The 26141-nt window shown below is 63.9% G+C and carries 33 protein-coding genes; 18 read left to right on the top strand and 15 right to left on the bottom strand.

Annotation, left to right across the window (positions count from 1 at the left end):
* Positions 1-3 precede the first annotated feature (3 nt).
* Positions 4-132 carry a DUF1491 family protein gene (locus AC16XC_RS06600; protein WP_484033855.1) on the top strand — a complete coding sequence of 43 codons (129 nt, stop codon included), beginning with the start codon at positions 4-6 and terminating at the stop codon, positions 130-132.
* 206 nt (positions 133-338) lie between these two features.
* The gene (locus AC16XC_RS06595; RefSeq protein WP_484033854.1) at positions 339-1004 is read left to right on the top strand and encodes a cell wall hydrolase; all 666 of its coding nucleotides are present in this window, start codon (positions 339-341) and stop codon (positions 1002-1004) included.
* A gap of 8 nt (positions 1005-1012) precedes the next feature.
* On the opposite strand, the gene xth is transcribed toward AC16XC_RS06595, so the two are convergent.
* From xth to AC16XC_RS06580, 3 genes are read right to left on the bottom strand one after another with little or no spacing between them, the layout of a single operon-like run.
* Positions 1013-1786 (bottom strand): exodeoxyribonuclease III, encoded by a 774-nt coding sequence (xth, locus tag AC16XC_RS06590; RefSeq protein ID WP_484033853.1) that lies wholly within the window; start codon positions 1784-1786, stop codon positions 1013-1015.
* A 5-nt stretch (positions 1787-1791) separates the two neighbouring features.
* Positions 1792-2121 carry an iron-sulfur cluster insertion protein ErpA gene (erpA, locus tag AC16XC_RS06585; RefSeq protein WP_484033852.1) on the bottom strand — a complete coding sequence of 110 codons (330 nt, stop codon included), beginning with the start codon at positions 2119-2121 and terminating at the stop codon, positions 1792-1794.
* A 51-nt stretch (positions 2122-2172) separates the two neighbouring features.
* Entirely contained in the window at positions 2173-2601 is a 429-nt protein-coding gene (locus tag AC16XC_RS06580; protein WP_484033851.1) for a CBS domain-containing protein, read from the bottom strand.
* A gap of 103 nt (positions 2602-2704) precedes the next feature.
* On the opposite strand from AC16XC_RS06580, the gene AC16XC_RS06575 reads away from it, so the two are divergent.
* The gene (locus AC16XC_RS06575) at positions 2705-2998 is read left to right on the top strand and encodes a hypothetical protein (protein WP_484033850.1); all 294 of its coding nucleotides are present in this window, start codon (positions 2705-2707) and stop codon (positions 2996-2998) included.
* Here AC16XC_RS06575 and AC16XC_RS06570 read toward each other — a convergent pair.
* The 4 genes from AC16XC_RS06570 to AC16XC_RS06555 are packed head-to-tail and all read right to left on the bottom strand — an operon-like array spanning position 2995 to position 5899.
* Positions 2995-3360, bottom strand: a complete 366-nt coding sequence (locus AC16XC_RS06570) for a (2Fe-2S) ferredoxin domain-containing protein (RefSeq protein ID WP_484033849.1) — start codon at positions 3358-3360, stop codon at positions 2995-2997. The genes AC16XC_RS06575 and AC16XC_RS06570 overlap by 4 nt on opposite strands.
* Before the next feature lie 13 nt (positions 3361-3373).
* The gene (locus AC16XC_RS06565; RefSeq protein WP_484033848.1) at positions 3374-3817 is read right to left on the bottom strand and encodes a DUF2497 domain-containing protein; all 444 of its coding nucleotides are present in this window, start codon (positions 3815-3817) and stop codon (positions 3374-3376) included.
* A gap of 22 nt (positions 3818-3839) precedes the next feature.
* A complete protein-coding gene (locus AC16XC_RS06560) occupies positions 3840-5288 on the bottom strand; it encodes a TolC family outer membrane protein (RefSeq protein WP_484033847.1) in 1449 nt (482 codons plus the stop codon).
* Between the two features lie 2 nt (positions 5289-5290).
* Positions 5291-5899: a protein-L-isoaspartate O-methyltransferase family protein gene (locus AC16XC_RS06555; protein WP_484033846.1), complete on the bottom strand. Its 609-nt coding sequence runs from the start codon at positions 5897-5899 to the stop codon at positions 5291-5293.
* Between the two features lie 154 nt (positions 5900-6053).
* Between AC16XC_RS06555 and AC16XC_RS06550 the strand changes: the two genes are divergently transcribed.
* The 3 genes from AC16XC_RS06550 (at position 6054) to AC16XC_RS06540 (ending at position 9660) form a co-directional block, all read left to right on the top strand.
* A complete protein-coding gene (locus AC16XC_RS06550) occupies positions 6054-7574 on the top strand; it encodes a fumarate hydratase (protein ID WP_484033845.1) in 1521 nt (506 codons plus the stop codon).
* Positions 7575-7697: 123 nt separating this feature from the next.
* Positions 7698-8930: a sensor histidine kinase gene (locus AC16XC_RS06545; RefSeq protein WP_484033844.1), complete on the top strand. Its 1233-nt coding sequence runs from the start codon at positions 7698-7700 to the stop codon at positions 8928-8930.
* A complete protein-coding gene (locus AC16XC_RS06540; protein WP_484033843.1) occupies positions 8923-9660 on the top strand; it encodes a LytR/AlgR family response regulator transcription factor in 738 nt (245 codons plus the stop codon). The genes AC16XC_RS06545 and AC16XC_RS06540 overlap by 8 nt, the downstream gene beginning before the upstream one ends.
* Positions 9661-9766: 106 nt before the next feature.
* Here the strand turns inward: AC16XC_RS06540 and AC16XC_RS06535 are convergent, their stop codons facing one another.
* Positions 9767-10063 (bottom strand): UrcA family protein, encoded by a 297-nt coding sequence (locus AC16XC_RS06535; RefSeq protein WP_484033842.1) that lies wholly within the window; start codon positions 10061-10063, stop codon positions 9767-9769.
* 223 nt (positions 10064-10286) lie between these two features.
* Here AC16XC_RS06535 and AC16XC_RS06530 point away from each other — a divergent pair, with 223 nt between their 5' ends.
* Together AC16XC_RS06530 and AC16XC_RS06525 are read left to right on the top strand one after the other, a co-directional pair.
* Positions 10287-10553 (top strand): hypothetical protein, encoded by a 267-nt coding sequence (locus tag AC16XC_RS06530; RefSeq protein WP_484033841.1) that lies wholly within the window; start codon positions 10287-10289, stop codon positions 10551-10553.
* A 58-nt stretch (positions 10554-10611) separates the two neighbouring features.
* A complete protein-coding gene (locus tag AC16XC_RS06525) occupies positions 10612-11355 on the top strand; it encodes a metallophosphoesterase family protein (protein WP_484033840.1) in 744 nt (247 codons plus the stop codon).
* A 66-nt stretch (positions 11356-11421) separates the two neighbouring features.
* Here AC16XC_RS06525 and rpsI read toward each other — a convergent pair whose 3' ends face one another.
* From rpsI to AC16XC_RS06505, 4 genes are all read right to left on the bottom strand, one after another.
* The gene (rpsI, locus tag AC16XC_RS06520; RefSeq protein WP_484033839.1) at positions 11422-11961 is read right to left on the bottom strand and encodes a 30S ribosomal protein S9; all 540 of its coding nucleotides are present in this window, start codon (positions 11959-11961) and stop codon (positions 11422-11424) included.
* The gene (gene rplM / locus AC16XC_RS06515) at positions 11961-12440 is read right to left on the bottom strand and encodes a 50S ribosomal protein L13 (protein WP_484033838.1); all 480 of its coding nucleotides are present in this window, start codon (positions 12438-12440) and stop codon (positions 11961-11963) included. Before rplM ends, rpsI begins: the two co-directional genes overlap by 1 nt.
* 170 nt (positions 12441-12610) lie before the next feature.
* A complete protein-coding gene (gene cutA / locus AC16XC_RS06510) occupies positions 12611-12937 on the bottom strand; it encodes a divalent-cation tolerance protein CutA (RefSeq protein WP_484033837.1) in 327 nt (108 codons plus the stop codon).
* Positions 12934-13998, bottom strand: a complete 1065-nt coding sequence (locus AC16XC_RS06505; protein WP_484033836.1) for a COX15/CtaA family protein — start codon at positions 13996-13998, stop codon at positions 12934-12936. Before AC16XC_RS06505 ends, cutA begins: the two co-directional genes overlap by 4 nt.
* 85 nt (positions 13999-14083) lie before the next feature.
* Between AC16XC_RS06505 and AC16XC_RS06500 the strand changes: the two genes are divergently transcribed.
* The 4 genes from AC16XC_RS06500 to AC16XC_RS06485 all read left to right on the top strand — a co-directional run bounded on the left by AC16XC_RS06500 (position 14084) and on the right by AC16XC_RS06485 (position 16585).
* A complete protein-coding gene (locus tag AC16XC_RS06500) occupies positions 14084-14455 on the top strand; it encodes a MerC domain-containing protein (RefSeq protein WP_484033835.1) in 372 nt (123 codons plus the stop codon).
* A gap of 17 nt (positions 14456-14472) precedes the next feature.
* Complete coding sequence (gene thiS, locus AC16XC_RS06495) at positions 14473-15465, top strand: sulfur carrier protein ThiS (RefSeq protein WP_484033834.1); 993 nt, start codon at positions 14473-14475, stop codon at positions 15463-15465.
* Positions 15466-15541: 76 nt separating this feature from the next.
* Complete coding sequence (locus tag AC16XC_RS06490) at positions 15542-16069, top strand: hypothetical protein (RefSeq protein ID WP_484033833.1); 528 nt, start codon at positions 15542-15544, stop codon at positions 16067-16069.
* Between the two features lie 15 nt (positions 16070-16084).
* Positions 16085-16585, top strand: a complete 501-nt coding sequence (locus tag AC16XC_RS06485; protein WP_484033832.1) for a hypothetical protein — start codon at positions 16085-16087, stop codon at positions 16583-16585.
* Here AC16XC_RS06485 and AC16XC_RS06480 read toward each other — a convergent pair whose 3' ends face one another.
* The 3 genes from AC16XC_RS06480 to AC16XC_RS06470 form a co-directional block, all read right to left on the bottom strand.
* The gene (locus AC16XC_RS06480) at positions 16586-18388 is read right to left on the bottom strand and encodes an AMP-dependent synthetase/ligase (protein WP_484033831.1); all 1803 of its coding nucleotides are present in this window, start codon (positions 18386-18388) and stop codon (positions 16586-16588) included.
* Between the two features lie 83 nt (positions 18389-18471).
* Positions 18472-20193 (bottom strand): gamma-glutamyltransferase, encoded by a 1722-nt coding sequence (gene ggt / locus AC16XC_RS06475; RefSeq protein WP_484033830.1) that lies wholly within the window; start codon positions 20191-20193, stop codon positions 18472-18474.
* A gap of 9 nt (positions 20194-20202) precedes the next feature.
* Positions 20203-21234 (bottom strand): quinone-dependent dihydroorotate dehydrogenase, encoded by a 1032-nt coding sequence (locus AC16XC_RS06470; protein ID WP_484033829.1) that lies wholly within the window; start codon positions 21232-21234, stop codon positions 20203-20205.
* 332 nt (positions 21235-21566) lie between these two features.
* Here AC16XC_RS06470 and AC16XC_RS06465 point away from each other — a divergent pair, with 332 nt between their 5' ends.
* The 6 genes from AC16XC_RS06465 to AC16XC_RS06440 form a co-directional block, all read left to right on the top strand.
* Complete coding sequence (locus AC16XC_RS06465) at positions 21567-21983, top strand: SUF system Fe-S cluster assembly regulator (RefSeq protein WP_484033828.1); 417 nt, start codon at positions 21567-21569, stop codon at positions 21981-21983.
* Positions 21980-23467 carry a Fe-S cluster assembly protein SufB gene (gene sufB, locus AC16XC_RS06460; protein ID WP_484033827.1) on the top strand — a complete coding sequence of 496 codons (1488 nt, stop codon included), beginning with the start codon at positions 21980-21982 and terminating at the stop codon, positions 23465-23467. Before AC16XC_RS06465 ends, sufB begins: the two co-directional genes overlap by 4 nt.
* Entirely contained in the window at positions 23464-24000 is a 537-nt protein-coding gene (locus AC16XC_RS06455; RefSeq protein WP_484033826.1) for an endonuclease domain-containing protein, read from the top strand. Before sufB ends, AC16XC_RS06455 begins: the two co-directional genes overlap by 4 nt.
* Complete coding sequence (sufC, locus tag AC16XC_RS06450) at positions 23984-24727, top strand: Fe-S cluster assembly ATPase SufC (protein ID WP_484033825.1); 744 nt, start codon at positions 23984-23986, stop codon at positions 24725-24727. Before AC16XC_RS06455 ends, sufC begins: the two co-directional genes overlap by 17 nt.
* Entirely contained in the window at positions 24724-25473 is a 750-nt protein-coding gene (locus tag AC16XC_RS06445) for a SufD family Fe-S cluster assembly protein (protein WP_484033824.1), read from the top strand. The genes sufC and AC16XC_RS06445 overlap by 4 nt, the downstream gene beginning before the upstream one ends.
* Positions 25470-26141 (top strand): aminotransferase class V-fold PLP-dependent enzyme (locus tag AC16XC_RS06440; protein WP_484033823.1); only part of this gene is annotated, 672 nt, incomplete at its 3' end. The genes AC16XC_RS06445 and AC16XC_RS06440, both read left to right, overlap by 4 nt.

Raw genomic sequence — 26141 nt, 5'->3', positions numbered from 1 at the left:
AAGGTGCAAGATACTGAAAACCCGTTGGAATTTTCTGAATACTGCGCGAAGCGAAAGCACCAGGATCAGGATGTCTGGATTATCGAGCTCGACCTCAAAAATGCTGAACGCCTGCTTCCGGGTCGTTCATAGAGTGGTTGACATTCGACCGTCCGCGACTATCTGCCCGCCAACTCCAATGCGCAGGCGGCGGAACGGGCATATCGGCCGGTTCGGTTAGCACGCAGACGGGGGGTGGCCGGCAGGCCCTTGAACAGACCAACTCCGTAAATTCGTTGCCAAGCAACAGGTCTTCAGCCTGCGTCTGAGTTCGCCCACCGCCGAGAACGACGGAAATAATGAGTCGCAAGACCAAGCGGGCCGGCGCGATCGCGCTGGCTTCCATGATTGGATTCATCACTTTTGGCGCCGCTACGACCGGCGTCTCAGCACAAGACGAAATCCTCAGCGACCCCAGCGAGGTTGCGGCCGGCCAGGAGCCGGCCAGCGAAGCTACCGCTACACCGGCGGTACGTTTCGTTTCGCAAGAAGTGGTCCAGCCCCTCGATCAGTCGAGCGGGCAATTCGAGCATTCCCACGTGGCGGGATCTGCCGAATCCCTCGCGCAACTGGTGGCAAGTGTCGAAATCGGCGAAGAACTGTCGAGCGACATGCACTGCCTCGCCGGCGCGATCTATTTCGAATCCCGCGGCGAACCGCTGGAAGGCCAGCTGGCTGTCGCCAGGGTTATCGTGAACCGGGCTGAATCGGATCGTTTTCCCTCCAGCTATTGCGGCGTCGTTTACCAGCGCTCCCAGTTTTCCTTCGTCCGCGGGGGAAAGATGCCCGCAATCAACACCTCGTCGGCCGCGTGGGCCAAGGCCCGGGCGATTGCGCGCATCGCCCATGAAGGCTTGTGGGACAGCGCGGCCAAGGGCGCGCTGTTCTTCCATGCGACATCCGTAAGGCCCAATTGGCGGTTGACGCGCGTCGGCCAGGTGCATCGCCACATCTTCTATCGCTGAAGCGTGGGTCAGTCGCGCAATTCGACCCACACGGGGGCGTGATCGCTGGCCTTTTCGCGCCCGCGATATTCCTTGTCCACGCCTGCCGAGACGAGGCGATCGGCGCATTCGGGCGACAATAGAAGGTGGTCGATCCGGAAGCCGTGGTCGCGCTGCCAGGCCCCGGCCTGGTAATCCCAGTAGGTCCACACGCCTCCGCGCGGATTGAGCGTGTCGAGCGCGTCGGTCCAGCCCCGCCCGAGCATGCGGTAATAGGCATCGCGCGATTCCGGCTGAGCCAGCGCGTCTTCCGCCATCGCCTTGACCGACCAGGTATCCTTGTCTTCGGGAATGACATTGAAATCGCCCAGGACGACAACCGGAATTTCGAGCCTCATCAGCTCTTCCATCCGGCGGGCCAGCCGTTCCATCCAGGCGAGCTTGTAATCGAATTTCGGCCCCGGTTGGGGATTGCCGTTGGGCAGATACAGATTGCACAGCCTGACCCCGGCGACATCGGCCTCAAGATAGCGCGCCTGTTTGTCTTCGGGATCGCCGGGCAGACCGCGCTGGCGTTCGAACGGTTCTTCGCCGTCGGCCAGGATCGCGACCCCGTTGAAGCCCTTCTGCCCGTGCCAGATCGCCTTGTAGCCGATACTCTCGAACTCTTCCGCCGGAAAGTTCTCGTCGAGCGACTTGATTTCCTGGAGGCAGGCGGCCTTGGGCCGGCGCTCTTCGAGCCATTCGATCAAGCGAGGAAGCCGCGCCTTGACGCCATTGATGTTGAAACTGGCTATCCGCACCTTCTTTAGATGCCGAAGCTCGAACCGCAGCCGCAACCCGCGGCCGCGTTCGGGTTTTCGACCCTGAACGCCGCTCCGCCCAGCGATTCGACGAAATCGACCGTACTTCCGGAAACCAGCCCCAGGCTCACCGGATCGACGACCAGCCGCACGCCTTCGGTCTCGCTGACCAGGTCGTCGTTCTCGGGGCCCTCGGCGAGATCGAACCTGTATTGAAAGCCCGAACAGCCGCCGCCTTCAACCGAAAGCCGCAGGATGGCGGGCTTCGACTGCCGCTCGGCAATCCAGGCGACACGCCTTGCTGCGGCAGGGGTCAGGGTCAGGGTTTCGGCCATCTAGGGCGATGTAGGGTCAGTCAGGCTTTCACTCAAGCGACGAAGCGCAATTCATGCCATCTGGATATATTCGCGCATCTGCTCGGCTTCGGCCTCGATCAACTCGATCCGGTACTTGACCAGGTCGCCGATCGAGATGAAGTCGACGATCGCGCCCGCGCTTTCGACGGGCAGGTGGCGGATCCGACGATGCGTCATCAAGGCCAGTGCATCCAGCACCCGGGTTTCCAGGCCGACGGTGATGGCAGGCGCGGTCATCACGGTGCGCACTTTCTGGATCAGGGCGGCGGCCCCATTGCGGGCAACCGAATGAAGCAGGTCGCGTTCGGAAAACACGCCGACAAGCCTGCCATCCTCGAATACCGGCAGTGCGCCGATTCGTTTTTCGGACAGGATCCGCGCCGCTTCCTCGACCGTTGCGCCGGCCTGGCAGCTGAAAATCTGCCGGTCGCGCCCTTCGACAACCCTTGCGATCGTCATTTTCGCTCTCCCGTTTATGTTTTCACATCAATTATGCCACAAACAGGCGATTCCATCCAAATATCGCTTTGCAACGCACCGTCTCGCTGGGCAAAGAGCGGTCATGCCGCACCATTCCCCGCTCGACGAGCCGCATATCGCGAACCATGCATGGAGTCGCTTCAGGCGACAGCTGCGCGTGACTGCCTGGCTCGCCCTGATCGCCGATATTGCCATGCTGGGCGGGACATTTTTGGCCTACGGGATGGTCTCGATCCATCTCTATATCGGCATCGGGTTGGCGCTGCCGCTGGCGATCTTCCTGTTTTCCGCGCTGATGGGGTTGGTCTTCCTGTCGAGCGGCACCGGCCACGACCATGCGGTCGCTGACCAGCGGGAATTCCGCAGGAAGCGCTAGTCTGCCGGGTAAAGGCGATATTCCTCGACCGGGACTCCGCCGATCAAGTGTTCCTGGATGATCCGCTCCAGCACCGGGGCGGTGCAGGAATGGTACCAGACCTGGTCCGGATAGACTACAGCGACCGGCCCTGCGGCGCAGATCTGCAAGCAATCGGCCTTGGTCCGCTGGACCCCGTCGCGCCCCACCAGCCGCAATTCGACAAGCCTGCGCTTGAGATAGGTCCAGGCCGCTTCACCCTCGTTGCGTGAGCAGCATTCCCCGTTTTCGGACATGCAGCACAGGAAGATGTGACGTTCGACCGTTGTTCCGCCCGCAATCCTCAGCTTCTGCCGTGCGCGTTCGAGTTCTTCCGGAACCATCGGCCCTGGCGGCTCAGCCCTTTTTGCCGGCGATGCGGGCTATCTCGGCCGCAACCAGCCGTTCGACCAGTTGAGGCAGATTCTTGTCGAGCCATTCGGCCAGCATCGGCCGCAGCATTTCCCGGACCAGCCCTTCGAGCGAAGTTTCGCCTGAGCGAACGATTTGCGGCTGGACCCCGGGTTCAGCCAGCATCGCCAGCGCGGCGAGAGACTCGCGCATGGATTCGCGGGCTCTTTCCGCGATCAAGGGAGTCTCGCTCCCGGCTTCGACCGCTTCATTCTCGACCAGCTCGGCCTCGGTGCCCAGTTCGAGCACTCCGTCGGCATCCTCGGGATTGTCGCGCTCTTCCTCCAGGCGGCGGCGCTGCTCGATCGCGGCCTCGCGATTGTCCCGCGCGATCACCTTCTTGATCGAGGCGAGGATTTCCTCGACCGACGGTTCGCCTTCCTGCCGCATGTCGCCACCCCCTGAAAACTGCCTACGGACCCTGAATTTCCCCGTCTTGAGCGGGCGTGTCAACGGTTCTCGTCGATTGCGCGACCGGATCGGGGTCGAACTCCCAGTCGAACATCTTGCCCTTGACCCGGTCGTAATTGACCTGGGGATCGTAGAGCACGCCTTCGTCGAGTCCCAGGTCGCGGGCTTCTGCACGGCCCATGGCGGCGAGCAGCGAGAAGCCGGCGACATAGGCATTGCGCCGGGCGGTCACCAGCTGGACCTGGGTGCGCAGCAATTCCTGCTGCGCGTCGAGGATGTCGAGAATCGTCCGGTTGCCGACCGAATTCTCCGCCCGCACGCCTTCGAGGCTGAGTTCCGCTGCCTGCACTGCGGTTGCGGTCGAATCGATGATCGCGTTGGCCGCCTGCCAGCTCGACCATGACGCCCTGACCCCGGCGATCACGTCGCGTTCGGCGCCGATCTCCTGCTCGAGTGCGGCCGCCTGCCGCGCCTGCGCCTGGCGTTCCTGCGCCGCCGGACGACCGCCCTCGAAGATCGGGATGGTCAGCCTTGCACCGGCGGTGGCCGCGGTCGAGCTGTAGGGCGGGCCATTGCCCGGATCGCTCCGCAGCGTGTCGGAATAGTTTCCGGAAGAAAAAAGTTCGAGCCGCGGCAGCCTGCCCGCTCCAGCCACCTCGATGTCGTGCCAGGCGGCCCGGGCCCGTTCGCGCGCGGCGATCAGGTCGGGATTGTTCTCGAGGGCGATCGCCACCGCGTCCTCGACAGTGCCCGGCATGCCCGGTAAGGGCGGCGGAGCCTGCAAATCCTGCGGCGCTTCGCCCACCAGCGCGATATAATTCTCACGCGCCGAAACGAGATCGGCCTGCGCCGACTGCAAATCGCCTTGTGCCAGCGCCAGCCGCGCCTGGGACTGCGCCACGTCGGTGCGGGTGAGGTCGCCGATCTCGAAGCGGTCGCTGGTCGCCTGCAGATTGACGGTAAGCACTTCGACGTTTTGCGCCGACAGGCTGACGATCGCCTCGCGCAGGATCACGTCCATATAGCCGGCGACGACACTGGTGAAGATGAAGCTTTCGGTCCCGCGCAGATCGGCCTGTCCGGCGGAAACGCGAATCTTGGCGGCTTCGATCGAATTGCGCACCGCACCGCCCGAATAGACCGGCACGGTCAGCGAGACGCTGCCATTGAGGCTGCGGTCGGGTATTATGCCGTTCGTATCGGGGAACGAATCCTTCAATTGTTCGGTGAAGGTCGCGCTGCCGCTCACCGAAGGGAGCCCGCTCGATCGGTTGATCGGGACGTTTTCGTCGGTCGCGCGCTGGTTCGCCCGCGCCGCCTGCAAGGTCGGATTGGAAAGATAGGCTTGGAGCAGCGCTTCCTTGAGCGTATCGGCCGCCGCCGGAACGGGTAGCAAGGCGATTGACACGCTACCGGCCAACAGGGCCAGCTTCAATCTCCTGGACGGCATGGTCAGAAGCTCCAGCCCTTCGGGGCTGCAAATTCGGGCAGTGCCGGGATGCCGATTTCCGCAAGCGGTACCAGCGCGACGTCCCCTGCCACCTTGCGCCCCGTGGCCAGCCGGCTGATCCCCCTGTCGATGAGCCCGGTCACGACCTTGGCATTATCCGCCAGCCGCGCGGCGAGAGTGTCGGGCAAGTGTTCGATCGCGCCGTCGATCAGCAGCAAGCTGAACTCGCCCTGCTTGCGGCTCCTGGCCAGGGCCTGCCCGGGCGAAACCACTTCGAGCGATCCGACCAGCGGCCGCACCAGCTCGGCGAGATAACCGCTGCCGCCATCGACCAGCAGGGCGCGGTCGTCCGGCTTTGGGCCGGCCTCTTCCAGCATCTTGCCCTGGACGAGCGGCGCGGCGAGAAATCGTCCGTCTCCAAGCGCGATCGCGCGATCCATATAAGCGACGCTCCTGGCCCCCGCGGGAACGAAATTTTCGCGCGGCACTATACCCATCCGCTCGCGCACAAAGTCCGAATTGACCCCGCTGACACGCAACTGGCTGTCGACCATCGCCCGGCGGGCGGCTGCAAAATCGATCTCGAGGGGGCGATCTTCGAGGGTAGTCATTCCTGCGTCCTTCATGCGCACTGTATTACATATATAACACGCCTGCGCAATTCATTGTGCCTTAGGCGCAAGCCGTTCGCCAGCCAAGCGCTTTGACGCTATGGAGATGCGCCGATAATGCGGCGATCATTCGATTGGAAGGAGTAAGGCGTCGATGAGCGACATGATCACGATCCGGGAGGAAGACCTGATCGAAAGCGTCGCCGACGCCCTGCAATATATCTCCTATTACCACCCGATGGACTATATCCGCGCGCTCGGCGTGGCATATGAAGCCGAGCAGGGGCCGGCGGCCAAGGACGCGATCGCCCAGATCCTGACCAACAGCCGGATGTGCGCGGAAGGCCACCGGCCGATCTGCCAGGATACCGGCATCGTCAATGTGTTCGTCAAATGGGGCCAGGATTGCCGGCTTGGGTCAGATCGCTCGTTGCAGGAGGTGGTCGATGAAGGCGTCCGCCAGGCTTACAACAACCCCGAAAACAAGCTGCGCGCCTCGATCCTGGCCGATCCGGCCTTCACCCGCCGCAATACGCGCGACAACACCCCTTGCGTACTTTCGGTCGAGATGGTGCCGGGCAAGACGGTCTCGATCGACGTTGCGGCAAAGGGCGGGGGAAGCGAGAACAAGTCCAAGTTCAAGATGATGAACCCGTCGGACAATATCGTCGACTGGGTGCTGGAAATGATCCCGCAAATGGGTGCCGGCTGGTGTCCTCCCGGGATGCTCGGCATCGGCATCGGCGGCACGGCCGAACACTGCATGCTGCTCGCCAAGCAAAGCCTGATGGCGCCGATCGACATGGCCCAGCTCAAGGCGCGAGGGCCATCGACAGATATCGAGAAGCTCAGGATCGAGATCTTCGACAAGGTCAATGCGTTGGGGATCGGCGCACAGGGCCTGGGCGGCCTTTCGACCATTCTTGACGTCAAGATCCTCGACTGGCCGTGCCATGCTGCAGGCAAGCCGGTGGCGATGATTCCCAATTGCGCCGCCACCCGCCATGCGCATTTCACTCTCGACGGATCGGGTCCGAGCTATCTCGAACAGCCGAGGCTCGACGAATGGCCCGATGTCCATTGGCAGCCCGATGCGAAGGCCAGGAAGGTCGATCTCGACAATCTCACGCGAGCAGAGGTGTGCAGCTGGAAGCAAGGCGACCGGCTGCTCCTCAATGGCAAGATGCTCACCGGGCGCGACGCGGCGCATAAGCGAATCCAGGATATGCTTGCCAAGGGCGAGGAGCTGCCGGTCGATTTCAAGAACAGGGCGATCTATTATGTCGGCCCGGTCGATCCGATCATGGGCGAGGCGGTGGGTCCCGCAGGTCCGACCACCGCCACACGAATGGACAAGTTCACCGACATGATGCTCGAGCTGGGCCTGCTGGTCATGATCGGCAAGGCCGAACGTGGGCAGGGCGCGGTAAGCGAGATCGCGCGGCACAAGGTTGCCTATCTGATGGCGGTCGGCGGGGCCGCCTATCTGGTCAGCCGGGCGATCAAGGAAGCGAGGGTCGTGGCTTTCGAGGATCTCGGCATGGAAGCAATCTACGAGTTCACGGTCGAAGACATGCCGGTGACCGTGGCGGTCGATGCCGAAGGCAACAACACCCACCAGCTGGCGCCGCTGGTCTGGCGCGAACGGATCGCCAAGGAGAAGCTGCTCGGTTGATTCAGATCGCCGCCGTCCAGCCGGCTCGACCTTTGTCGGCCCAATTCACAATCGACCAAATATGGACTGTATTCGACAGCCGTGCTGGCGCTTGTCCGGCAAGACCGGCTATGCGCCCGCACAATGGATGATTTCGAACCCGAACTGACCCGGCCGCGGGTCGCCTTGAGTGCGGTGGTGGCTTCGGCGGTCGGCCTGTGGTTCTGCTATTTCGTGCTGACCACGGCAAGGGCCGAGATACTCGACCTCGGCTTTACCATGGAGCTGCTGTGGCGCAGGGCCCTGGTCGCGCTTTTCGGTGTCGCGGTGACCTTGGCCATGTGGCTGGTCCTGCGGCTGTTCGACGCGAAATCGCTGTGGGTGAAGGTTGCCGCCGCGCTGATCATTGCCGCGCCGGTTTCGGTCGTGCTGGCCCAGGCCAACCGCATGGCGTTTGCCGGCATCGAACCGGAAATCCTCGAGCGGCTGGGCGAACGCCAGGGCTTTACCGTCCGCCGCGACGAAAGCGGGAATATCCTGGTCGATGTGCCGCTCGCGAATTTGGGCGTCACTCCCGATGCGCCACCCGGCGGCGAAGCTCCGAATTCGATCACTATCCAGAGCCAGGAGGCGGGCGAGAACCGGATCCAGGAAATTACCGAGATCGCTTTGGGGCGCTATTTCCTGATGCTCGCCTGGTGCTCGCTCTACCTTGCCATGCTGGCGGGCGAACAGGCCCGTAGCGCCGAACGCCGCGAAGGTGCGTTCCGGCGGGCGGCCAAGGCGGCGGAACTGCGATCGCTCAGATACCAGGTCAATCCGCATTTCCTGTTCAACACCCTCAATTCGCTGTCCGCGCTGGTCCTGACCGGGAAGACCGACCGCGCCGAGGCCATGATCCAGACTATTTCGACCTTCTACCGCCACAGCCTTGCCGACGATCCGACTTCCGACGTCGCGCTGAAGGACGAATTCGAATTGCAGCGGCTCTATCTCGACATCGAGGCGGTGCGTTTCCCCGAGCGGCTGGTGGCACAATTCGACCTGCCCGACGCATTGGCCTCCGCCCGCGTACCGGGAATGATCCTGCAGCCGCTGGTCGAGAATTCGGTCAAGCATGCGGTCGCTCCCTCGTCGGGGAAAGTGACCATCAGGCTGGCTGCGCGCGAGGAATATGGCCGGCTGGTCATCACCGTCTCGAATGACGGGAAGGGTGCCACCAAGGGCCGCCCGGCAAGCGAGGGCTACGGCATCGGCCTGGCGAATGTCCGCGAGCGGCTCGAAGCGCGCTTCGGCGATCAGGCAAGCATCGTTTCCGGACCTACAGAAACGGGCTATGCGACCAATATCCGGATTCCGCTCCTGACCCATGGCTGACGAAAGACCCGACCCGCTGCGCACCCTGATCGTCGACGACGAACCGCTGGCCGTCGAGCGAATGCAGGTGATTTGCGCAAAGCTCGGCGAGCTCGCGGTGGTGGGCACCGCCAATGACGGCGCGGCGGCATTGCGCCTGGTCGATGCCCTGGCACCCGACCTCCTCCTGCTCGACATGACGATGCCGGAAAAGGACGGGCTTTCGGTGGCGCGCGAACTGGCCGAGCGGGAATCGCGGCCGGCGGTGATTTTCGTGACCGCGCATGACAATTTCGCGGTCGAGGCCTTCGATCTCGAGGCGGTCGATTACGTCCTCAAGCCGGTGACGCTCGAACGGCTCGAACGCGCCATCGACCGAGCTGTTGCCCGGCGCGCCAGATCGCCCGGGTTGCAGAGCAACTGGCTCGAAGAATTCTGGATTCCGCATCGGTCGGAATTGATCAGGATCGAGGCGACCCGGGTTGACCGGGTCGACGCAGAGCGCGATTACGTCCGGCTCCATGTCGGAGACACCAGCTATCTCCTGTTGCAGACGATCGCCGGGCTCGAAGCCAGGCTCGATCCGGCGAAGTTCATCCGGATCCATCGCTCGTGCATCTTGCGGCGCGATTTCATAACGGGCCTCAGGCACGAAGGACTCGGTGTCTGGTCGGCCGAAGTCGCCGGCGGCGAGGCCCTCAGGATCGGCCGGACCTATCTCGCAAAGGTGAAGGCCATGGCCGGCCGCTGACCATCCCGTGCCGTGCGGCCGGGCTGGCGGGCGAGGTACTGCCGACCATGGCCCAAGGAGGGCCGGGACCATGGGACTGGTCTGGTCCCGGCCGGGAGAGGGCCGGTCAGCCGCCAGCCTTTTCTTCCTTTGTCAGCCTGGCGATGTTCTGCTCGATCTGGCGCTTGGCGTCGCGGATGCATTGGCGCGTCTCGCGCGACATGATCCGGCTACCGACCGTGCTCTCGTTCGCGCCACATACATCCCTTGCGGCGAAGTCGACCCTGCGATCGAGTTCCTTGACGCCGTCCTTGGTGGTGAGATCGAGATCCTCGTACTGGACCTCGACCGATTCCGCCATCGCGGGCTGGGCTGCAAGCAGCACACCGGCGAGAGCGGAAAGCGCAAATGCGGATGTATTCATTTCCTCACTCCTCCTTCAAAATGCGGACCGTCCCGGGCCTTTCGGTGGGCGATGGGAGGTACTGCATGGGTGGAGTAATACACTCCGATCGATCCGCGGGCCTGCCGGGCTCGACAGCCGCGCAACCGGTCTCGATAAAGGCTACAATTGTAGACGAACGACTCGAATCGAGCGACGAACGCCATTTGGCATTCGATGAAAACTTCATCACAATGCAGGTGGAATGTGGATTCTCGTTACCTTCCTGCTCGGGATCGGCAATTTCGCGCTGCACAAGGCGGTGCTCGAATCGCGTCACCCGTTCATGGACTGGATGGCCGCCCATGGCGGCAAAGCCGGGAAGCGCATGACTCTCGCCCTGGAATTTGCCGTTCTCTTGGGGGCAATGCTGCTGGTCGCCTATGACGGCGTCTGGTGGGGCTGGGCCTATGCCGGGTACAGTCTGGTCAACGGCATTGCGGGCTGGCTGATCCTCGCCCGACGTATCTGAGCCGGGCCGAAAATTATCGCTTGCCCAAATCCGCCCCGAACGCTCTTGGATTCCAGCAATGCCGGCAACAGTCCTCTTCCACTGCAGCGATATCCATTTCGGGATCGAGGACCGGGCGGCGCTTACCTGGTTCGAAGATGCGGTGCGGAAGGAAGCGCCCGACATGGTGATCTGCACCGGGGACCTTACCCAGCGGGCGAAGCGACGCGAATACGATGCGGCGCGCGAGTGGTTTTCGGGGCTGGGGGTGCCGGTGATGCTCGAGGTCGGCAATCACGACATGCCTTATTACAGCCCGATCGAACGCTTCCGCACTCCGTTCAAGCGCTTTTCCAGGCTCGTCGCCTCGCTCGCCGCGGTACCCGAATTCGACGATATCGCGTTTGTCTCCCTCGTTACGACAGTCAGCGCGCAAAGAAGATGGCCGTGGTCGGATGGAGTGATCCGCCAGCATGCGCTGGACGCGGCGCTCGGGCAGCTGGAGAGGCTGCGCGGCGATGACCGGTTGAAGCTGGTGACTTGCCATCACCCGCTGGTGAGCGCCAGGCCGGGCCGGCGCAACAAGACTATCGGCGGCAACGCGGCAGTCGCGGCGCTCGCCGCGGCCGGGGCGGACGCCGTGCTTTCCGGCCACATTCACACGCCGTTTGACCTGGTCCACGACATCGCCGGACGGCGCTTGCGGTTGATCGGCAGCGGGACGATGTCCAGCCGGCTGCGCGGATCGCCGCCATCCTACAATGTCATCAAATATAGCCGGATCGGCGGCCTCGAGGTAGTGCAACGCCAATACAGGGGGTAGCCCGCCGGGTCGCCACGCGAAGAGGGCGGCCCAACGGACCGCCCTTCGATTGCCGACTTGATTTGCTTAGCGCTTCGAGAACTGGAAGCTGCGGCGGGCCTTGGCCCGGCCGTACTTCTTGCGTTCGACCACGCGGCTGTCGCGCGTCAGGAAGCCGGCGGCCTTGACGGTCGAGCGCAGCGCGGGCTCGAATTTGGCGAGCGCCTGGCTGATACCGTGCTTGACTGCTCCGGCCTGGCCCGAAAGACCCCCGCCCTTGACGGTGGCGACGACATCGTACTGGCCTTCGCGCCCGGTCACCGCGAATGGCTGGTTGATCACGAGACGCAGCGTCGGGCGTGCAAAATAGGCTTCCTGGTCGCGCCCGTTGACGATGATCACGCCCTTGCCCGGCTTGAGCCAGACTCGCGCAACCGCATCCTTGCGCCGCCCGGTCGCATAGGAACGGCCAAACTGGTCGACTTCCTGTTCGCGCAGCGGGGCCTCGCTCCTCATGGTAACGTCGGCCACGCCCTCGGCGGCGGCGGCAGCGTCTGCGGCGGGTGCGTCGCCAGCGATATCCTTCAGATCTGCCAGATCCGAAACAGTATTCTTTTCCTCGGCCATCAGGCGGTTACCTTGTTCTTGCGATTCATCGACGCGACATCGAGCGTCACGGGCTGGTTGCCGGCATGCGGGTGCTCGGCTCCGGCGTAAAGGTGCAGCGCCTTCATCTGCTGGCGGCCAAGCGGGCCGCGCGGAATCATGCGTTCGACTGCCTTTTCGAGCACGCGCTCGGGGAAGCGGCCTTCGAGCACCTTGCCGGCGGTGACGCCCTTGATGCCGCCTGGATGCCCGGTGTGCTTGTAATAGGTCTTCTGGCTGAGCTTGTTGCCGGTCAGCTTGACCTTGCCGGCGTTGATCACGACAACATGATCGCCGCAATCGACATGCGGAGTGAAGCTCGGCTTGTGCTTGCCGCGAAGATGGTTGGCGATGATCACCGCCAGGCGGCCGACCACAAGCCCTTCGGCGTCGATCAGATGCCATTTCTTGTCCACTTCGGCCGGTTTGATCGACCTCGTGGTCTTACTGAGCGCTTTCATGCCCTGTCTTTCCTCGTTGTATCTGCCCCGGGGCCCGCGCTGCATTGCCTCGCGGCCAGGCGAAGAGCGCGCCCTTTCTAAGGAATTGTTGCTCAAGTCAAGCGAATCCGGGGGCTGACAGAGAGGTAAAATAATACCGTGGAGGATGCATGACGCTCTCGTGAGCGCATCTATTGCGCCGCGCCCTTCAGTTCGCCGAGCCAGTCGAGTGTCGCCTTGCCGGCCTCGTCCGCGATCCAGCCAATGATCGCCGGGCTATCGTAAGGATGGAGGTATTCCAGCCGGGTTTTGGCTGCTTCGAGCAGATCGGGGCGCGTCTTGAACAACGCGCCACATTCGCGTGCCTCCCCGCGTTCGCCCTGCCAGCGATAGATCGAACGGATTCCCGGGATAATGTTGGCGCAAGCAATCAGATCTTCCTCGAGCAGGCGCTCTGCCGCCGCCACGGCGGCGTTCTCGTCCGCGAAAGGCGACCAGATCAGCGCCGCGCCGCTCAATCGCGCCGTCCCGTGACATGAACGCCCCACGCGGTCGCTGCCACCAGAAGCGCGCCGACAAACTGGTGCAACACTGCCAGCCACAGCGAAACGCCCGTCAGCACGGTTGCGATCCCCAACAGGATCTGGAGGCCGAAAGTGGTGTGAATCGCGAGCGAGGGCGGCCGGCTGCCAGCCTTCTTGCACGCCCGCGCCAGCACGATCAGGAATCCCACAGCGACCCAGGCCCACCAGCGATGGAGGAAGTGGAGCAGGAAGGGCTCGTGGGTCAAAGCCCAACCGACCCCGTTCCGCCAGTTTACCTCTGGGAAGAATCGTCCCTGCATCAGCGGCCAGCTGTCGGACGCGAGACCGGCATTGAGTCCCGCGACCCACGCTCCGAGCAGCAGTTGGACAAACAGGACGAACGATGTCGCGAGGCCCAGCGCACTCATGACCGCGGAGCGCGCGGCAGGATCGCGCTCGAGCTCCTTGAGATCGAGCGCCGTCCACACCAGCCCGCCCAGGGTGAACAGCGCGGTCAGGAGGTGAATCGAAAGCCAGAAATGGCTGACATCGGTCATTTCCGCCGACAGGCCCGAGCGAACCATGAACCAGCCGAAGGCGCCCTGGAGGCCGCCCAGTGCAAGCAGGGCGAGCAGCCGTGGCTTGTAGCCGGCGGGAATGGCTCGCTTGAACCAGAACCACGCCAGCGGAATGGCGAAGGCCAGCCCGATCAACCGGCCAAGCTGGCGGTGCGCCCATTCCCAGAAATAGATGAACTTGTAGTCCTCCAGCGTCATTCCGGCGGGGCCGTTAACCTGCCGGTATTCCCCGATTCGCTGGTAGTTTTCAAATTCCTCCTGCCATTGCGCGTCGTTCAGCGGGGGGATCGCCCCGGTCAGGGGCTTCCATTCGGTGATCGAGAGGCCCGATTCGGTTAGCCTGGTGATCCCGCCAACCACCACCATTGCCACCACCAGTACAGCAACCGCCAGCAGCCAGCGCGCGAGCGCGGCCGGGCGCGCAGTGCCTCCCAAGGCCCGCGAAAGGCCTTCTCCGTCCCTGATAGCGGCGACCATGCGCCGTGATGTGCGATGGCCACACGAAAGAAGCAAGTGCGCAGGCACCTTGCGGAATGTTACATCGTTACATACATGGTCGCGCATGGGTTTCTCCTTCCCGACGATTCGCGGCCGGCTGGATCGCGCAGGCATGGTCCTGTCCGGACTGTGCGCCCTGCATTGCGTGCTGAGCATCGTGCTGGTTGCGGCGCTCGGATTCGGCGGCGGGCTGCTGCTTCATCCGGCATTCCACCGGATCGGGATCGTCATTGCCGCGATCATCGCCGCCGTCGCCATCGGGGCCGGCGCGCTCAGGCACCGCAAGGCGGCCCCGTTCGTAACCGCAATGACCGGGCTCAGCTTCATGGGCGGCGGGCTGGCCGTGCCGCACGGCCTCGAAGAGGCGGTGCTAACCATTATCGGGGTGATCCTCGTCGGCGCGGGCCATATCCTGAACTTGCGCAACGCGTCCTAGCGGCTATTGCGCGCGGCATGGCTGCTGCGCTTACCCTGACTGTCAACGGCGAGACCAGGCGGACAAGCGCCGCCACGATTGCCGCGCTCGTCGCCGAACTCGATCTCAAGCCTGAAAAGGTGGCGGTCGAACGTAATGGCGCAATCGTGCCACGTTCGACCTTGGGGCAGGCTCCGCTATGCGAGGGCGACGTGCTGGAGATCGTCCATTTCGTCGGTGGCGGCGCTGGGCCCGGGACCGACGACGACAGCTGGAGCGTTGCCGGGCGGAGCTTCACCTCGCGGCTGATCGTCGGGACCGGGAAATACAGGGATTTCGAACAGAACGCCGCCGCGGTCGAGGCTTCGGGTGCGGAAATCGTCACTGTCGCGGTGCGCCGGGTCAATGTGTCCGACCCCAAGACGCCCATGCTGACCGATTACATCGATCCCAGGAAGATCACCTATCTGCCCAACACCGCCGGCTGCTTCACCGCCGAAGATGCGATCCGCACGCTTCGGCTGGCGCGCGAGGCCGGTGGCTGGGACCTGGTGAAGCTCGAAGTGCTGGGTGAGGCGCGCACGCTTTATCCCAACATGCTCGAAACCATCCGCACCACGGAGGCCCTCGCCAAGGAGGGCTTTCTGCCGATGGTCTATTGCACCGACGACCCGATCGCGGCGAAGCAGCTCGAAGATGCCGGCGCGGTGGCTGTGATGCCGCTGGGCGCGCCGATCGGGTCGGGGCTGGGCATCCAGAACCGCGTGACCATCAGGCTGATCGTCGAGGGCGCGAAGGTGCCGGTGCTGGTCGATGCCGGAGTCGGGACGGCGTCCGATGCCGCGATCGCGATGGAGCTCGGCTGCGACGGGGTCCTGCTCAACACGGCCATTGCCGAAGCGAAGGATCCGATCCGCATGGCGCGGGCGATGAAGCTCGCGGTCGAGGCCGGGCGCGACGCCTATCTGGCGGGCCGGATGGGGACCCGCAAATATGCCGATCCTTCGAGCCCGCTCGCCGGCCTGATTTAGTTACCGCTTCTTACGGGATTTTAACCATGGGCGGGCCAATGTGTTCCCCGAAGCCGCTTTCAGGGGGCCCGGGGACATGGCAATTCAGGAAACCACTTCGCTGACGATTGCGGAACTGCGCGAGTTCGCAAGCTTCGCACCGTGCGAACAGCGCTACATCAAACGCAGCCTCGATATCGGGCTGGGCCGGCAGGACGCCTTCAAGCTGTGGGCGCGCGACGCCGGCGAGCACGCCTCGATCCGCGGCCAATATGTCGCCTACCAGGAGTTGAAGGACCTGCGCGGACAGGCTCCGGCCGAAGGCGAGCTGGACGGGCTCGACCTGTTCCTCGGCAAGCTGCTCAAGCTTACGGCCTTCGACCTTGCCCAGGAGCGGCTGGACAGTTTTTCCGCTTACCGGTTCCTCTATGAGCGGCTGCTCGGGGCAGACGTCCGCCCGTTCCTGCCAAGCGCCTTCTGCGCCGCCGCGGCGCTTCCGATGATCCGCCCCGAACGGCGCAAGACGCTGCTGCAGAGCCTAAGCGAATCCGCGGCCACCGCTCCGGCGTGGTCGGAGCGCGCACCGAGCTTCTATCCCGAATTCGTCGAAGCCGAAGCGGCTTAGGGGATTGCGCCGCCAATGACCGTCCAGGACTTCACCGCCCTTTCCTCTCACGAGATTGCGCGCGCCGAGATCGAAGCCTGGCGCGGCGAATGCCTCGACCTCTTCACCCAGGGCGAAGCCATGGTCGGCGCCGTGCTCGAACTGGCCCAGAAGCGCGGCTACGAAGTCCAATTGCACCAGTTTGCCTCCCAGCGGACGCTTGAAGTGATGCGGCTGGTCGACATGGTCGGGGGAACCGATGAGGAAACTCAGGATGCCAATACCGCAATCCTGGCCTGGCAGGCGGTTGAATCGCGCGGCGAAATGCTTGCGCAAGGAACGGTCAAGACCGCGCTCGATCGCAACCAGCAATGGTATGCGATCATCGACATCGTGACCTATCGCGGCGGCAAGGCCAATAAAGGCCGTTGGGTCGTGAACCGGCCGGAAACCGAAGAATTCCAGAAGCAGCTCTTCCGGGCCTTCGCCAAACTCAAGATCCAGCTTGGCTGCCTGCGTCTGCGAGTTGACGACTGATCAGCTCTTGTACAGCGCGTCGAGCCGGTCAGCATAACGCGCCTTGATCATGTGGCGCCGGATCTTGAGGCTCGGCGTCATCTCGCCATTTTCGATCGTGAAGGCCTCGTCGGCAAAAGCGAACTGGCGTACCTTTTCAGTGACCGACAGATCGTTGTTGACCCGGTCGATCGCCGCCCTGATCGCGCTGCGGAACACCGGCAATTCCTGGAGTTCGGAGAGGTCGAACTTCTCGCCGTTGGCGCGCGCCCATTCGACTGCCCATTCGGCATCGGGCACGATCAGCCCGACGATATAGGGCCGCTTGTCCCCCGCCACCATGGCCTGGGCGATTTCCGGCTGGAGCGTGAGCATGCCTTCGACCTTTTGCGGGGCGATGTTGTCGCCCTTGTCGTTGACGATCATGTCCTTCTTGCGATCGGTGATCTTGATCCGGCCCTTCTCGTCGAGATGGCCGATATCGCCGGTATGGAGCCAGCCATCCTTGATCGTGCGCGCAGTCTCGGCCTCGTTCCGCCAATAGCCGAGCATCACGCATTCGCCGCGAACCAGGATTTCGCCATCCTCCGCGATCCTCACCTCGACCCCGCGCAGGGGTGCGCCGACAGTGTCCATCTTGAGTCCGATGCTCGGCCGGTTGCAGCTGATCACCGGCGCCGCTTCGGTCTGGCCATAACCCTGCAACATGGTGAGGCCCATGGCCTCGAAAAACGTCCCGACATCGGGATTGAGCGGCGCGCCTCCCGAAACCAGCGCCTTGATCCGCCCACCGAAGCGTTCGCGAATCTTCGGCTTGAGCGTGCGTTCGAGCAGCAGTTTCATCGGAAGGTCGCGCAAGCGCTTCTTGCCGGCAAAGCCGAGTTCGCCGATCGCCAATGCGCGATCCATCAAATAGTTGGCGAAGCGGCCCTGCTTTTCGACCTGCTTCATGATTCGCGTTCGAAGCACCTCGAACAATCTCGGCACGACAACCATGATCGTCGGGCGCACTTCCTCGATATTGCTCGCGAGCTTGTCGAGACCCTCGGCATAATAGATCTGTGCACCCAGCCCGACCGGCAGGAATTGCCCGCCGGTATGTTCATAGGCATGGCTCAGCGGGAGGAAGGACAGGAACACCTCGTCGCCCCAGCCGAAGTCCGTGGTGATCGCCTCTGCCGAACCATCGACATTGCACAGTAGCGCGCCGTGATGGAGCATCACGCCGCGCGGCGCGCCGCCCGTGCCGCTGGTATATATGATGCAGGCCATGTCCCGCCGCCCGATCCCGGCTATTCGTTCATCGACCGCCTGGCGCGCCGCGACCGGATCGCCTTCGAGCATCTTGTCCCAGGAGTGGAAATCGAAACTGCCCGATTGGTGACGGCCCAGGTCTTCCATGCCGATCACGTTTTCCGCCAGCCCGGTATTCATCACCGCGCGGATCAGCGGCATGGCAAGCTTCTCGGTCGACACGATCACCGCCCGTGCACCTGAATTGTCGAGCACGTGCTGGTGGTCGCGCTCGGTATTGGTGATATAGGCCGGCACGCTGACGCAGCCTGCGGCCATGATCGCGTAATCGGCGATCAGCCATTCGGGCCGGTTTTCGGACACCAGCACCACCCGGTCTCCGCGATTGAGGCCGAGCTTGCGCAGATTTTCGGCAAGCAGGCAGACCTGCCGCGCTACTTCGGTCCAGCTCTGCGAGCGCCATTGGCCGTCGCGTTTTGCCCACAGGAACGGCTTCTCGCCCAGCTCGTCGGCCCGGTCGAAAAACAGGCTGACCAGGTTGCTGGCTGAATTGAAATCGCCGAGATCCATGCTTAGGCCCCGCTCTCCATCCCCGGATCAATTCTCCGGATTCGATTTATAGGTCTAAGGCTGCAATTTCCCAGCGGCAAGCTTCACTCGGAGATGGCGACCCCTTCGCTGCGCGGGTCGGCGGCGCCGATCCAGCCGCTTTCTCCGCGTTCGATCGCGTTGGCCTTGAGCGGCAATCCACGGGCGACGATCGACCCATGACCGAGCGCTTCGAGGTCGGGGATCATAGCCTCGAGCGCGGTTCCCTGTTCGAGGATAATCGTGTCCCCTGGCGAATAGAGCACCGGCAGGGCAATCGCATCCTGCGCCGAAAGGCCCCAATCGATCCAGCCGATCAGCGCCTTCGCCACCTGCACGGGGATTGTCGCCCCGCCCGCCGCTCCGATCACCAGGACAATTTTTCCTTCACCGTCGAGCACGATGGTCGGTGCCATCGAACTGCGCGGACGCTTCCCCGGTTCGACCCGGTTGGCGACAACCGCGCCGTCGCGTTCGGGCGAGAAGCTGAAATCGGTGAGTTCGTTGTTGAGGTAATAGCCTCCGACCATCAGCCCGGAGCCGAACGACCCTTCGACCGTCGAAGTGTAGGAAACCGCGTTGCCCCATCTGTCGACTGCGACGAAATGCGAGGTCCCATTTTCGGGCGGTTCGTCGCCATCGGCGCGGGCGATCGGTGGCGCATCGCCCGGCGGCGGTGTGCCCGCGGCGACCGTCTGCATCGTCCGTTCGGGCGAGATCAGCTCGGCGCGATCCGCAAGATAACCGGGGTCGACCAGGCCCCAGACAGGCACCGGCACGAAATCGCTGTCGCCGAGATAGAATTCCCGGTCGGCAAAAGCGAGCCGTTGGGATTCGGCGAACAGATGCCAGGCGACCGGCGATTCCCTGCCTAGGTCGGCGATGTCGTAACCCTCGAGCTGGCCGAGAATCGCCAGCACTGTGGTCGCCCCCGAAGACGGCGGACCCATCCCGCAAATGCGGTAGGCGCGATAGTTTCCGCAGACCGGTTCGCGCATGCGCGCGGCATAATATTCGAGATCGCCCGTAACCATGGCCCTGGCTCGCGGGGTCGCCGCCGACACCGTCGAAACGATCGCCTGTGCGTTGTCGCTGCGATAGAAGGCTTCGGGCCCTTCCTCCGCCAGCATTTCGAAGGTCGCCACCAGCGCCGGGTTCCGCACCACGCTGCCGACCGCAAGCGGCTCGCCATCCGCATCATAGAACAGCGCGCGCCCCGCCTCGGTAGCGGCGGCCCGGTTCTCTGCCCTTAGCAGATAATCGCGGGTCCGCTCGGTGATAACCCAGCCGTCCCGCGCCAGCTCGATCGCCGGATCGAACAATTCGCGCCATGCGAGCCTGCCGTGCCGCTCATGGGCCAGGGCCGCAAGCCGGATATTGCCCGGCACGCCGACACTCAGCCCCGACAGCACGGCCTCGAAATAGGGCCGGGGGTTGCCTGCTTCGTCGAGAAACCAGTCCGGGCCTGCCGCCATCGGCGCGGTTTCGCGCCCGTCGATCGTCTCGATCGAACCTTCGGCATCGCCGTGCAGGAAAAACCCGCCCCCGCCAATGCCCGAGCTTTGCGGTTCGACCACGGTCAGCGCGATCATGGTGGCGATCGCCGCGTCGGTGGCGCTGCCGCCCCGGCGAAGCATTTCCGCGCCTGCCTCGGCCGCACGCGGATCGGCAGCGCTGACCATGCCGCGCGCATCGGGCGTGCGCGTGCTAACAAGATCGCGCTGTTCGGCAGGGCAGCCCGACAAGGCGAGCAGCAGGAATCCGGCAATGACGAAGCGTCTCAACATCCGGCCCTGCTATTCGCTCCCGACCGCATCTTCAACCGAGGTGAAGCCGTCGCGCCGCATCAGCCCTTCGAGGCCGCGCGTGATCCTCCTGGCGATTCCCGGGCCCTCATAGACCATTGCCGAGTATAGCTGGACGAGGCTGGCGCCGGCGCGAATTCGGGCCCAGGCATCGTTCGCGGTCGCGATCCCGCCGACTCCGACGAGCGGGATTGCACCGCCAGTTGCCTTGCGGAAATCGCGCAGGCGCCGCTGGGCGAGATCGCGCAGGGGCTCGCCGGACAGGCCTCCGGCCTCGTCACGGAAGCGGGATTTGAGAGCCGGGCGCGAAATCGTCGTATTCGAAACGATCAGGGCGCCCAGCCCCTTGTCGATCGCGATCCGGGAGATCGCGTCGATGTCGGCCGGTTCGAGATCGGGCGCGAGTTTGAGGAACACCGGCGGCCCCTCGCCGCCGCGCGCGTCAATGACGGCGTCGAGCAGTCCGGCCAGCGCCGATTCATCCTGCAGCGCCCGCAGCCCCGGCGTGTTGGGGCTCGAAATATTGACCGCGAGATAGGAAGCGAGAGGCGCCATCAGTTTCGCCATATGGGCGTAGTCGGCGATCCGGTCGGGCGAATCCTTGTTGGCCCCGATATTGATGCCCACCACGCCGCCTTTGCCCATTCGCGCACGAAGGATTTCCGATGCGAAACTCCCGCCGCGATTGTTGAAGCCCATCCGGTTGATAATCGCCCGATCCTCGGCCAGGCGGAACAGACGCGGCTTCGCATTGCCCGGCTGGGCGAGTGGCGTAATCGACCCGACTTCGGCGAAACCGAACCCAAGGCCGAGCAAGGCGTCGGGCACCTCACCGTTCTTGTCGAAGCCGGCCGCCATGCCCAGCGGGTTGGGGAAGTCAATCCCCGCCACGCGGATCGCGAGCGGTCCGCCAAGGTCCGGACGCTTGCCCGAAAGGCCAAACTTGAGCGCGGCAAGGGCCAATCCATGCGCCGATTCGGGATCGAGCGAGAAGACCAGGGGCCGGATCAGGCGGAAGAGCATTGCCAGTCGCTATGGCAAAGTGGCTCCTGCCTGTCGATGGCGTGACCGAGACCGAAAAAGTCGAATCCGGCGTGGATTGTCGCCGAAATGTCACGCCACTTGTCGCTTTCTTACAATTCGCCCGGGCGAATCCACCCTAGGGGGGTGCTGCGACCCGAAGGGCTCGGAGCAGCAATGCAACGAGTTCTCAACTATCATGGGCGGCTTACCTATTCGGGAGCCGCCCATTTTTTTGCGAACAATTCGCAGCAAGCCATTCTTCATTGCATTGCGGCATTTGATCCCTAGATGAAATCGGAACGAATCACTCTGATTAGGGGATGCAAGGACAAATGCGCCTTTCGAGCATGGCCGATTACGCAGTCGTCACGATGAGCGCCGCCGCGCGCCATTGCGGCGGCGCGCGCGTCTCCTCGGCGCAACTGGCGCAGGAAACGGGCCTGCCGGTGCCGACGGTGCAGAAACTGGTCAGCTCGCTGACCTCGGCAGGGCTGCTGCGCTCGATTCGCGGCGCGGGCGGTGGACTGCAGCTGGCGCGTCCGGCCGCGGCGATCAGCCTGGCGGATATCGTCGAAGCGATCGAAGGGCCGATCGCGCTCACTTCCTGTGTCGAGAAAGGCAGGCACGATTGCGGGCTCGAGGCCTGCTGTTCGGTCAGGCCGCACTGGACGACGGTCAACGAAGCGATGCGCGGCGCGCTGGCGGATATCCCGCTGACCAGGTTTGCGCAGCCGGAGGCGCCGGCATGATCGACGATCTGCGCACAGAGGAAATCGATCGCGAAGCGAAAGAGGCTGCCCGCCGGCACGAAACCTACGAGTTTGGCTGGGCCTCGGATATCGAGCAGGAATTCGCGCCCAAGGGGCTTGACGAGAACACCGTCCGCTTCATTTCGGCCAAGAAGGACGAGCCCGAATGGATGCTCGATTGGCGGCTGAAGGCGTTTCGCATGTGGCTCGAAATGGAGCCGCCGCAGTGGGCCAAGCTCAAGATCCCGCCGATCGATTACCAGGACGCCTATTACTATGCCGCGCCGAAGCGAAAGCCGACGCTGGCTTCGCTCGACGAGCTCGATCCCGAGATCAAGGCGGTCTACGACAAGCTCGGCATTCCGGTGGCGGAGCAGGAAGTGCTCGCCGGGGTCGAAGGCGCGCGCAAGGTCGCGGTCGATGCGGTGTTCGATTCGGTCAGCGTCGCCACCACTTTCCGCGAAGAGCTCAAGAAGGCCGGGGTGATCTTCCTCTCGATCTCCGAGGCGATCCGCGAACATCCGGATCTCGTGAAGAAGTGGCTCGGCAAGGTCGTGCCCCAGCGCGATAACTATTTTGCCGCGCTCAACTCGGCGGTGTTTTCGGACGGCACCTTTGTCTGGATTCCCGAAGGCACACGCTGCCCGATGGAGCTGTCGACCTATTTCCGCATCAATGCCGAGAATACCGGCCAGTTCGAGCGCACGCTGATCGTCGCCGAAAAGGGCAGCTACGTCTCCTATCTCGAAGGATGCACAGCGCCGCAACGCGACGAGAACCAGCTCCACGCCGCAGTGGTCGAGCTGGTCGCGCTCGACGACGCAGAGATCAAATATTCGACCGTCCAGAACTGGTATCCGGGCGATGCCGAAGGGAAGGGCGGGATTTACAATTTCGTCACCAAGCGCGGGCTGTGCGCGGGCAAGCGCTCGAAGATCAGCTGGACCCAGGTCGAAACCGGCAGCGCGATCACCTGGAAATACCCGAGCTGCGTCTTGAACGGCGAGGATAGCGTCGGCGAGTTCTACTCGGTCGCGCTGACCAATAATTACCAGCAGGCCGATACCGGGACCAAGATGATCCACAACGCGCCCGGCACCCGCTCGACGATCATTTCCAAGGGTATCAGCGCGGGGAAATCGTCGAACACCTATCGCGGACTGGTGCGGATGGGCGCCAACGCGGAAGGCGCGCGCAATTTCACCCAGTGCGACAGCCTGCTGCTCGGCGCCACCTGCGGCGCGCACACCGTGCCCTATATCGAGGTGAAGAACCCCTCGGCGATCGTCGAGCACGAAGCGACAACCAGCAAAATCTCCGACGACCAGCTGTTCTACGCGATGCAGCGCGGGCTGGGGCAGGAAGAGGCGGTGGCGCTGATCGTCAACGGCTTCGCCCGCGAAGTGCTGCAGCAGCTGCCGATGGAGTTTGCCGTGGAGGCGCAGAAGCTATTGGGGATCAGCCTTGAAGGGAGCGTGGGGTGAGCGAACGCAAGAAGCTCGGCGTCAGGTTCGCCGCGGACGACGCGCCGCCGCCCGCGCTCAAGAGGAAGGGTCGCGGCTGGGAGATTTCCGAGAAGCGGCTCGACACGCTGCACGACCAGGCGCGCGACCTGCGCCGCCATTCTTCCGAAGCGCACAAGGCGCTCGCGGCGCGCTTCGCCAAGGCCGATCTCGGGCGGCACAAGTTCAAGCGCCATGCGGTGGTCGGCTCGGCGATCGTCGATTTCAATTGCCATAGCCTCGGCATGGCGATTGCAATCGACGAGGAAGGCGCGAACGAAACGGTCGCGCGCCGGCGGGACAAGAGCCTCGAATCGGTCGGGGTGCGCGTGATGCGGATCAAGGCCAGCGATATCCTCGAAAACATGGACGCCGTGCTCCAGCGCATCACCGCCGGGATGCGGCTGCGGCTTGCCGACAAGCAGGCTGCAGCCCGCGCGCATCGCGACGCCAATCCCAACCAGAATTACGCGCGGCCAAACCGCAGGAAGCCCGACAATGCTCACAATCGATAACCTTCACGCCGCGGTGGACGGCAAGCAGATCCTCAACGGGATCACGCTCGAGGTGGGCGCGGGCCAAGTCCATGCGATCATGGGCCCCAATGGTTCGGGCAAGTCGACTCTGTCCTATGTCCTTGGCGGGCGGCCCGGCTACGAAGTCATCGAGGGCACGGTCAAATTCAACGGGCAGGACCTGCTCGCCCTCGAACCCCACGAGCGTGCAGCGCTTGGCCTGTTCCTCGGCTTCCAGTACCCGGTCGAGATTCCGGGCGTCTCGTTCGCCCAGTTCCTGCGCGAGGCGGTCAACGCCCAGCGCAAGGCGCGCGGCGAGGACGAGCTGTCGGGCGGCGAATTCCTCAAGCTCGCGCGCGAGAAGGCGGCATTGCTCAAGCTCGACATGGAGATGCTCAAGCGCCCGGTGAATGTCGGCTTCTCGGGCGGCGAGAAGAAGCGCGCCGAAATGGTCCAGATGGGGATCCTCGATCCGAAGTTCGCGATTCTTGATGAAACCGACTCCGGCCTCGATATCGATGCGCTGCGGGTGGTTGGTGACGGGATCAACGCGATCATGCGCCGCCCGGACAAGGGCGTGCTGCTCATCACCCATTACCAGCGGCTGCTCGATTATGTGAAGCCGGACAAGGTCCATGTGCTTTCGAAGGGCCGGATTGTGAAGACCGGCGGGTCCGAACTGGCGCTCCAGCTCGAGGAGGAAGGCTACGAGGCGGTGACGGCATGAATGCGGTGGCAGCCCTTCCCACCCGGCGCGACGAGGATTGGCGCTATGCCGATGCCGATTGGCTCGGGGCAGCCGATCCGGTGGCGCTGGCCGAATGGCGCGAAGTCGCCGTTCCGGCAGGCGAAGTGCTGCGCGAGACCAGTCACATCGTCGAAGGGGGGGTCACCCGGCTGCGCATTCGCGTGGGTGTGGGCGCACGCTACGAGCATTTCGCGATCAATTCCGCCGGCCGTTATGCCCGGCTCGAATTGGATGTGACGCTGGAGGAAGCCGCGCATTTCGAATTTGGCGGCGTCACGATCGGGGGCGGCAAGGCGGTGCGCGAATTCGTTACTCGCGTGCACCATGCTGCCGGCAGCACGTCGAACCAAATCGTTCGTTCGGTCCATTGGGGCCGGGCGACCGGCAATTTCCTCGGGCGGATCGAAATTCCGCAGGGCTCTCAGCAGGCCGATGCGGCGCAGAACTTCAAGGCGATCCTGCTGGAGAAAGGCGCTTCGGCCAATGCCAAGCCCGAACTCGAAATCCTTGCCGATGACGTCAAGGCTGCCCACGGCGCGGCGATCGGCGCGCTCGACGAAAAGGCCGGGTTCTACATGGCTGCGCGCGGGATTCCGCCCGAGGTGGTGCGCAAGCTCTTGGTCCGTGCGTTCATCGCCGATGCGTTCGAGGCGATGGACGACGAGACGCAGCACGATGCGCTGCTCGACAAGGCGCTCGCCGCCTTGGACGAGGAGGCGATATGAGCACCGCGCCGGAGAAAGCTGTGAGCCCCCGCGCAGGCGGGGACCTCAGGCGGCAAGACGTTCCCGCCTTCGCGGGAACTCACGCGAGCTTCAAAGCCGATTTCCCCGGTCTTGTGACTGCTTCCGGAGATGCCTGGCACTATCTCGACAGCGCGGCGACCGCGCAGAAGCCGCAGGCGGTGATCGATGCCGTCGCCAAGGCGCTGGGGAAGGATTACGCCACCGTCCATCGCGGCGTCTATGCGCGCTCGGCCGAGATGACGCTCGCCTATGAGGCAGCGCGGCGCAAGGTTGCGGCCTTCATCGGCGGCAAGGAGAGCGAGATCGTGTTCACCCGCGGCGCGACCGAAGCAATCAACCTTGTCGCCGCAAGCTGGGGCGGGGCGAACCTCAAGCCCGGCGACCGCATCCTGCTCTCCACGCTCGAGCACCATTCGAACATCGTCCCCTGGCAGCTGATCGCCGAGCGGACCGGCGCGGAAATCGACGTCTGCCCGCTGACCGGGGATGGCCGGATCGACCTCGATGCCGCGCAACTGACGCTGACCGAGCGGCACAGGCTCGTCGCGCTGGCGCATGTCTCGAACGTGCTCGGTTCGGTGCTCGATGTGCAGCGCGCGGCCGAACTCGCCCATGCGGTCGGCGCGCTGCTGCTGGTCGATGGCTGC

This window comes from Candidatus Andeanibacterium sp. (assembly GCF_057143545.1).
Note: the sequence above shows the minus strand (reverse complement) of the source record. Positions and strands in the feature narration are given on the sequence as shown.

Excerpts from the sequence above, each read along its gene's own strand:
- AC16XC_RS06595 (WP_484033854.1), top strand. The coding sequence starts at position 339 with ATGAGTCGCAAGACCAAGCGGGCCGGCGCGATCGCGCTGGCTTCCATG.
- erpA (WP_484033852.1), bottom strand. The coding sequence starts at position 2,121 with ATGGCCGAAACCCTGACCCTGACCCCTGCCGCAGCAAGGCGTGTCGCC.
- AC16XC_RS06580 (WP_484033851.1), bottom strand. The coding sequence starts at position 2,601 with ATGACGATCGCAAGGGTTGTCGAAGGGCGCGACCGGCAGATTTTCAGC.
- AC16XC_RS06575 (WP_484033850.1), top strand. The coding sequence starts at position 2,705 with ATGCCGCACCATTCCCCGCTCGACGAGCCGCATATCGCGAACCATGCA.
- AC16XC_RS06570 (WP_484033849.1), bottom strand. The coding sequence starts at position 3,360 with ATGGTTCCGGAAGAACTCGAACGCGCACGGCAGAAGCTGAGGATTGCG.
- AC16XC_RS06565 (WP_484033848.1), bottom strand. The coding sequence starts at position 3,817 with ATGCGGCAGGAAGGCGAACCGTCGGTCGAGGAAATCCTCGCCTCGATC.
- AC16XC_RS06560 (WP_484033847.1), bottom strand. The coding sequence starts at position 5,288 with ATGCCGTCCAGGAGATTGAAGCTGGCCCTGTTGGCCGGTAGCGTGTCA.
- AC16XC_RS06555 (WP_484033846.1), bottom strand. The coding sequence starts at position 5,899 with ATGACTACCCTCGAAGATCGCCCCCTCGAGATCGATTTTGCAGCCGCC.
- AC16XC_RS06550 (WP_484033845.1), top strand. The coding sequence starts at position 6,054 with ATGAGCGACATGATCACGATCCGGGAGGAAGACCTGATCGAAAGCGTC.
- AC16XC_RS06545 (WP_484033844.1), top strand. The coding sequence starts at position 7,698 with ATGGATGATTTCGAACCCGAACTGACCCGGCCGCGGGTCGCCTTGAGT.
- AC16XC_RS06540 (WP_484033843.1), top strand. The coding sequence starts at position 8,923 with ATGGCTGACGAAAGACCCGACCCGCTGCGCACCCTGATCGTCGACGAC.
- AC16XC_RS06535 (WP_484033842.1), bottom strand. The coding sequence starts at position 10,063 with ATGAATACATCCGCATTTGCGCTTTCCGCTCTCGCCGGTGTGCTGCTT.
- AC16XC_RS06530 (WP_484033841.1), top strand. The coding sequence starts at position 10,287 with ATGTGGATTCTCGTTACCTTCCTGCTCGGGATCGGCAATTTCGCGCTG.
- AC16XC_RS06525 (WP_484033840.1), top strand. The coding sequence starts at position 10,612 with ATGCCGGCAACAGTCCTCTTCCACTGCAGCGATATCCATTTCGGGATC.
- rpsI (WP_484033839.1), bottom strand. The coding sequence starts at position 11,961 with ATGGCCGAGGAAAAGAATACTGTTTCGGATCTGGCAGATCTGAAGGAT.
- rplM (WP_484033838.1), bottom strand. The coding sequence starts at position 12,440 with ATGAAAGCGCTCAGTAAGACCACGAGGTCGATCAAACCGGCCGAAGTG.
- AC16XC_RS06505 (WP_484033836.1), bottom strand. The coding sequence starts at position 13,998 with ATGGTCGCCGCTATCAGGGACGGAGAAGGCCTTTCGCGGGCCTTGGGA.
- AC16XC_RS06500 (WP_484033835.1), top strand. The coding sequence starts at position 14,084 with ATGGGTTTCTCCTTCCCGACGATTCGCGGCCGGCTGGATCGCGCAGGC.
- thiS (WP_484033834.1), top strand. The coding sequence starts at position 14,473 with ATGGCTGCTGCGCTTACCCTGACTGTCAACGGCGAGACCAGGCGGACA.
- AC16XC_RS06490 (WP_484033833.1), top strand. The coding sequence starts at position 15,542 with ATGGCAATTCAGGAAACCACTTCGCTGACGATTGCGGAACTGCGCGAG.
- AC16XC_RS06485 (WP_484033832.1), top strand. The coding sequence starts at position 16,085 with ATGACCGTCCAGGACTTCACCGCCCTTTCCTCTCACGAGATTGCGCGC.
- AC16XC_RS06480 (WP_484033831.1), bottom strand. The coding sequence starts at position 18,388 with ATGGATCTCGGCGATTTCAATTCAGCCAGCAACCTGGTCAGCCTGTTT.
- ggt (WP_484033830.1), bottom strand. The coding sequence starts at position 20,193 with ATGTTGAGACGCTTCGTCATTGCCGGATTCCTGCTGCTCGCCTTGTCG.
- AC16XC_RS06470 (WP_484033829.1), bottom strand. The coding sequence starts at position 21,234 with ATGCTCTTCCGCCTGATCCGGCCCCTGGTCTTCTCGCTCGATCCCGAA.
- AC16XC_RS06465 (WP_484033828.1), top strand. The coding sequence starts at position 21,567 with ATGCGCCTTTCGAGCATGGCCGATTACGCAGTCGTCACGATGAGCGCC.
- sufB (WP_484033827.1), top strand. The coding sequence starts at position 21,980 with ATGATCGACGATCTGCGCACAGAGGAAATCGATCGCGAAGCGAAAGAG.
- sufC (WP_484033825.1), top strand. The coding sequence starts at position 23,984 with ATGCTCACAATCGATAACCTTCACGCCGCGGTGGACGGCAAGCAGATC.
- AC16XC_RS06445 (WP_484033824.1), top strand. The coding sequence starts at position 24,724 with ATGAATGCGGTGGCAGCCCTTCCCACCCGGCGCGACGAGGATTGGCGC.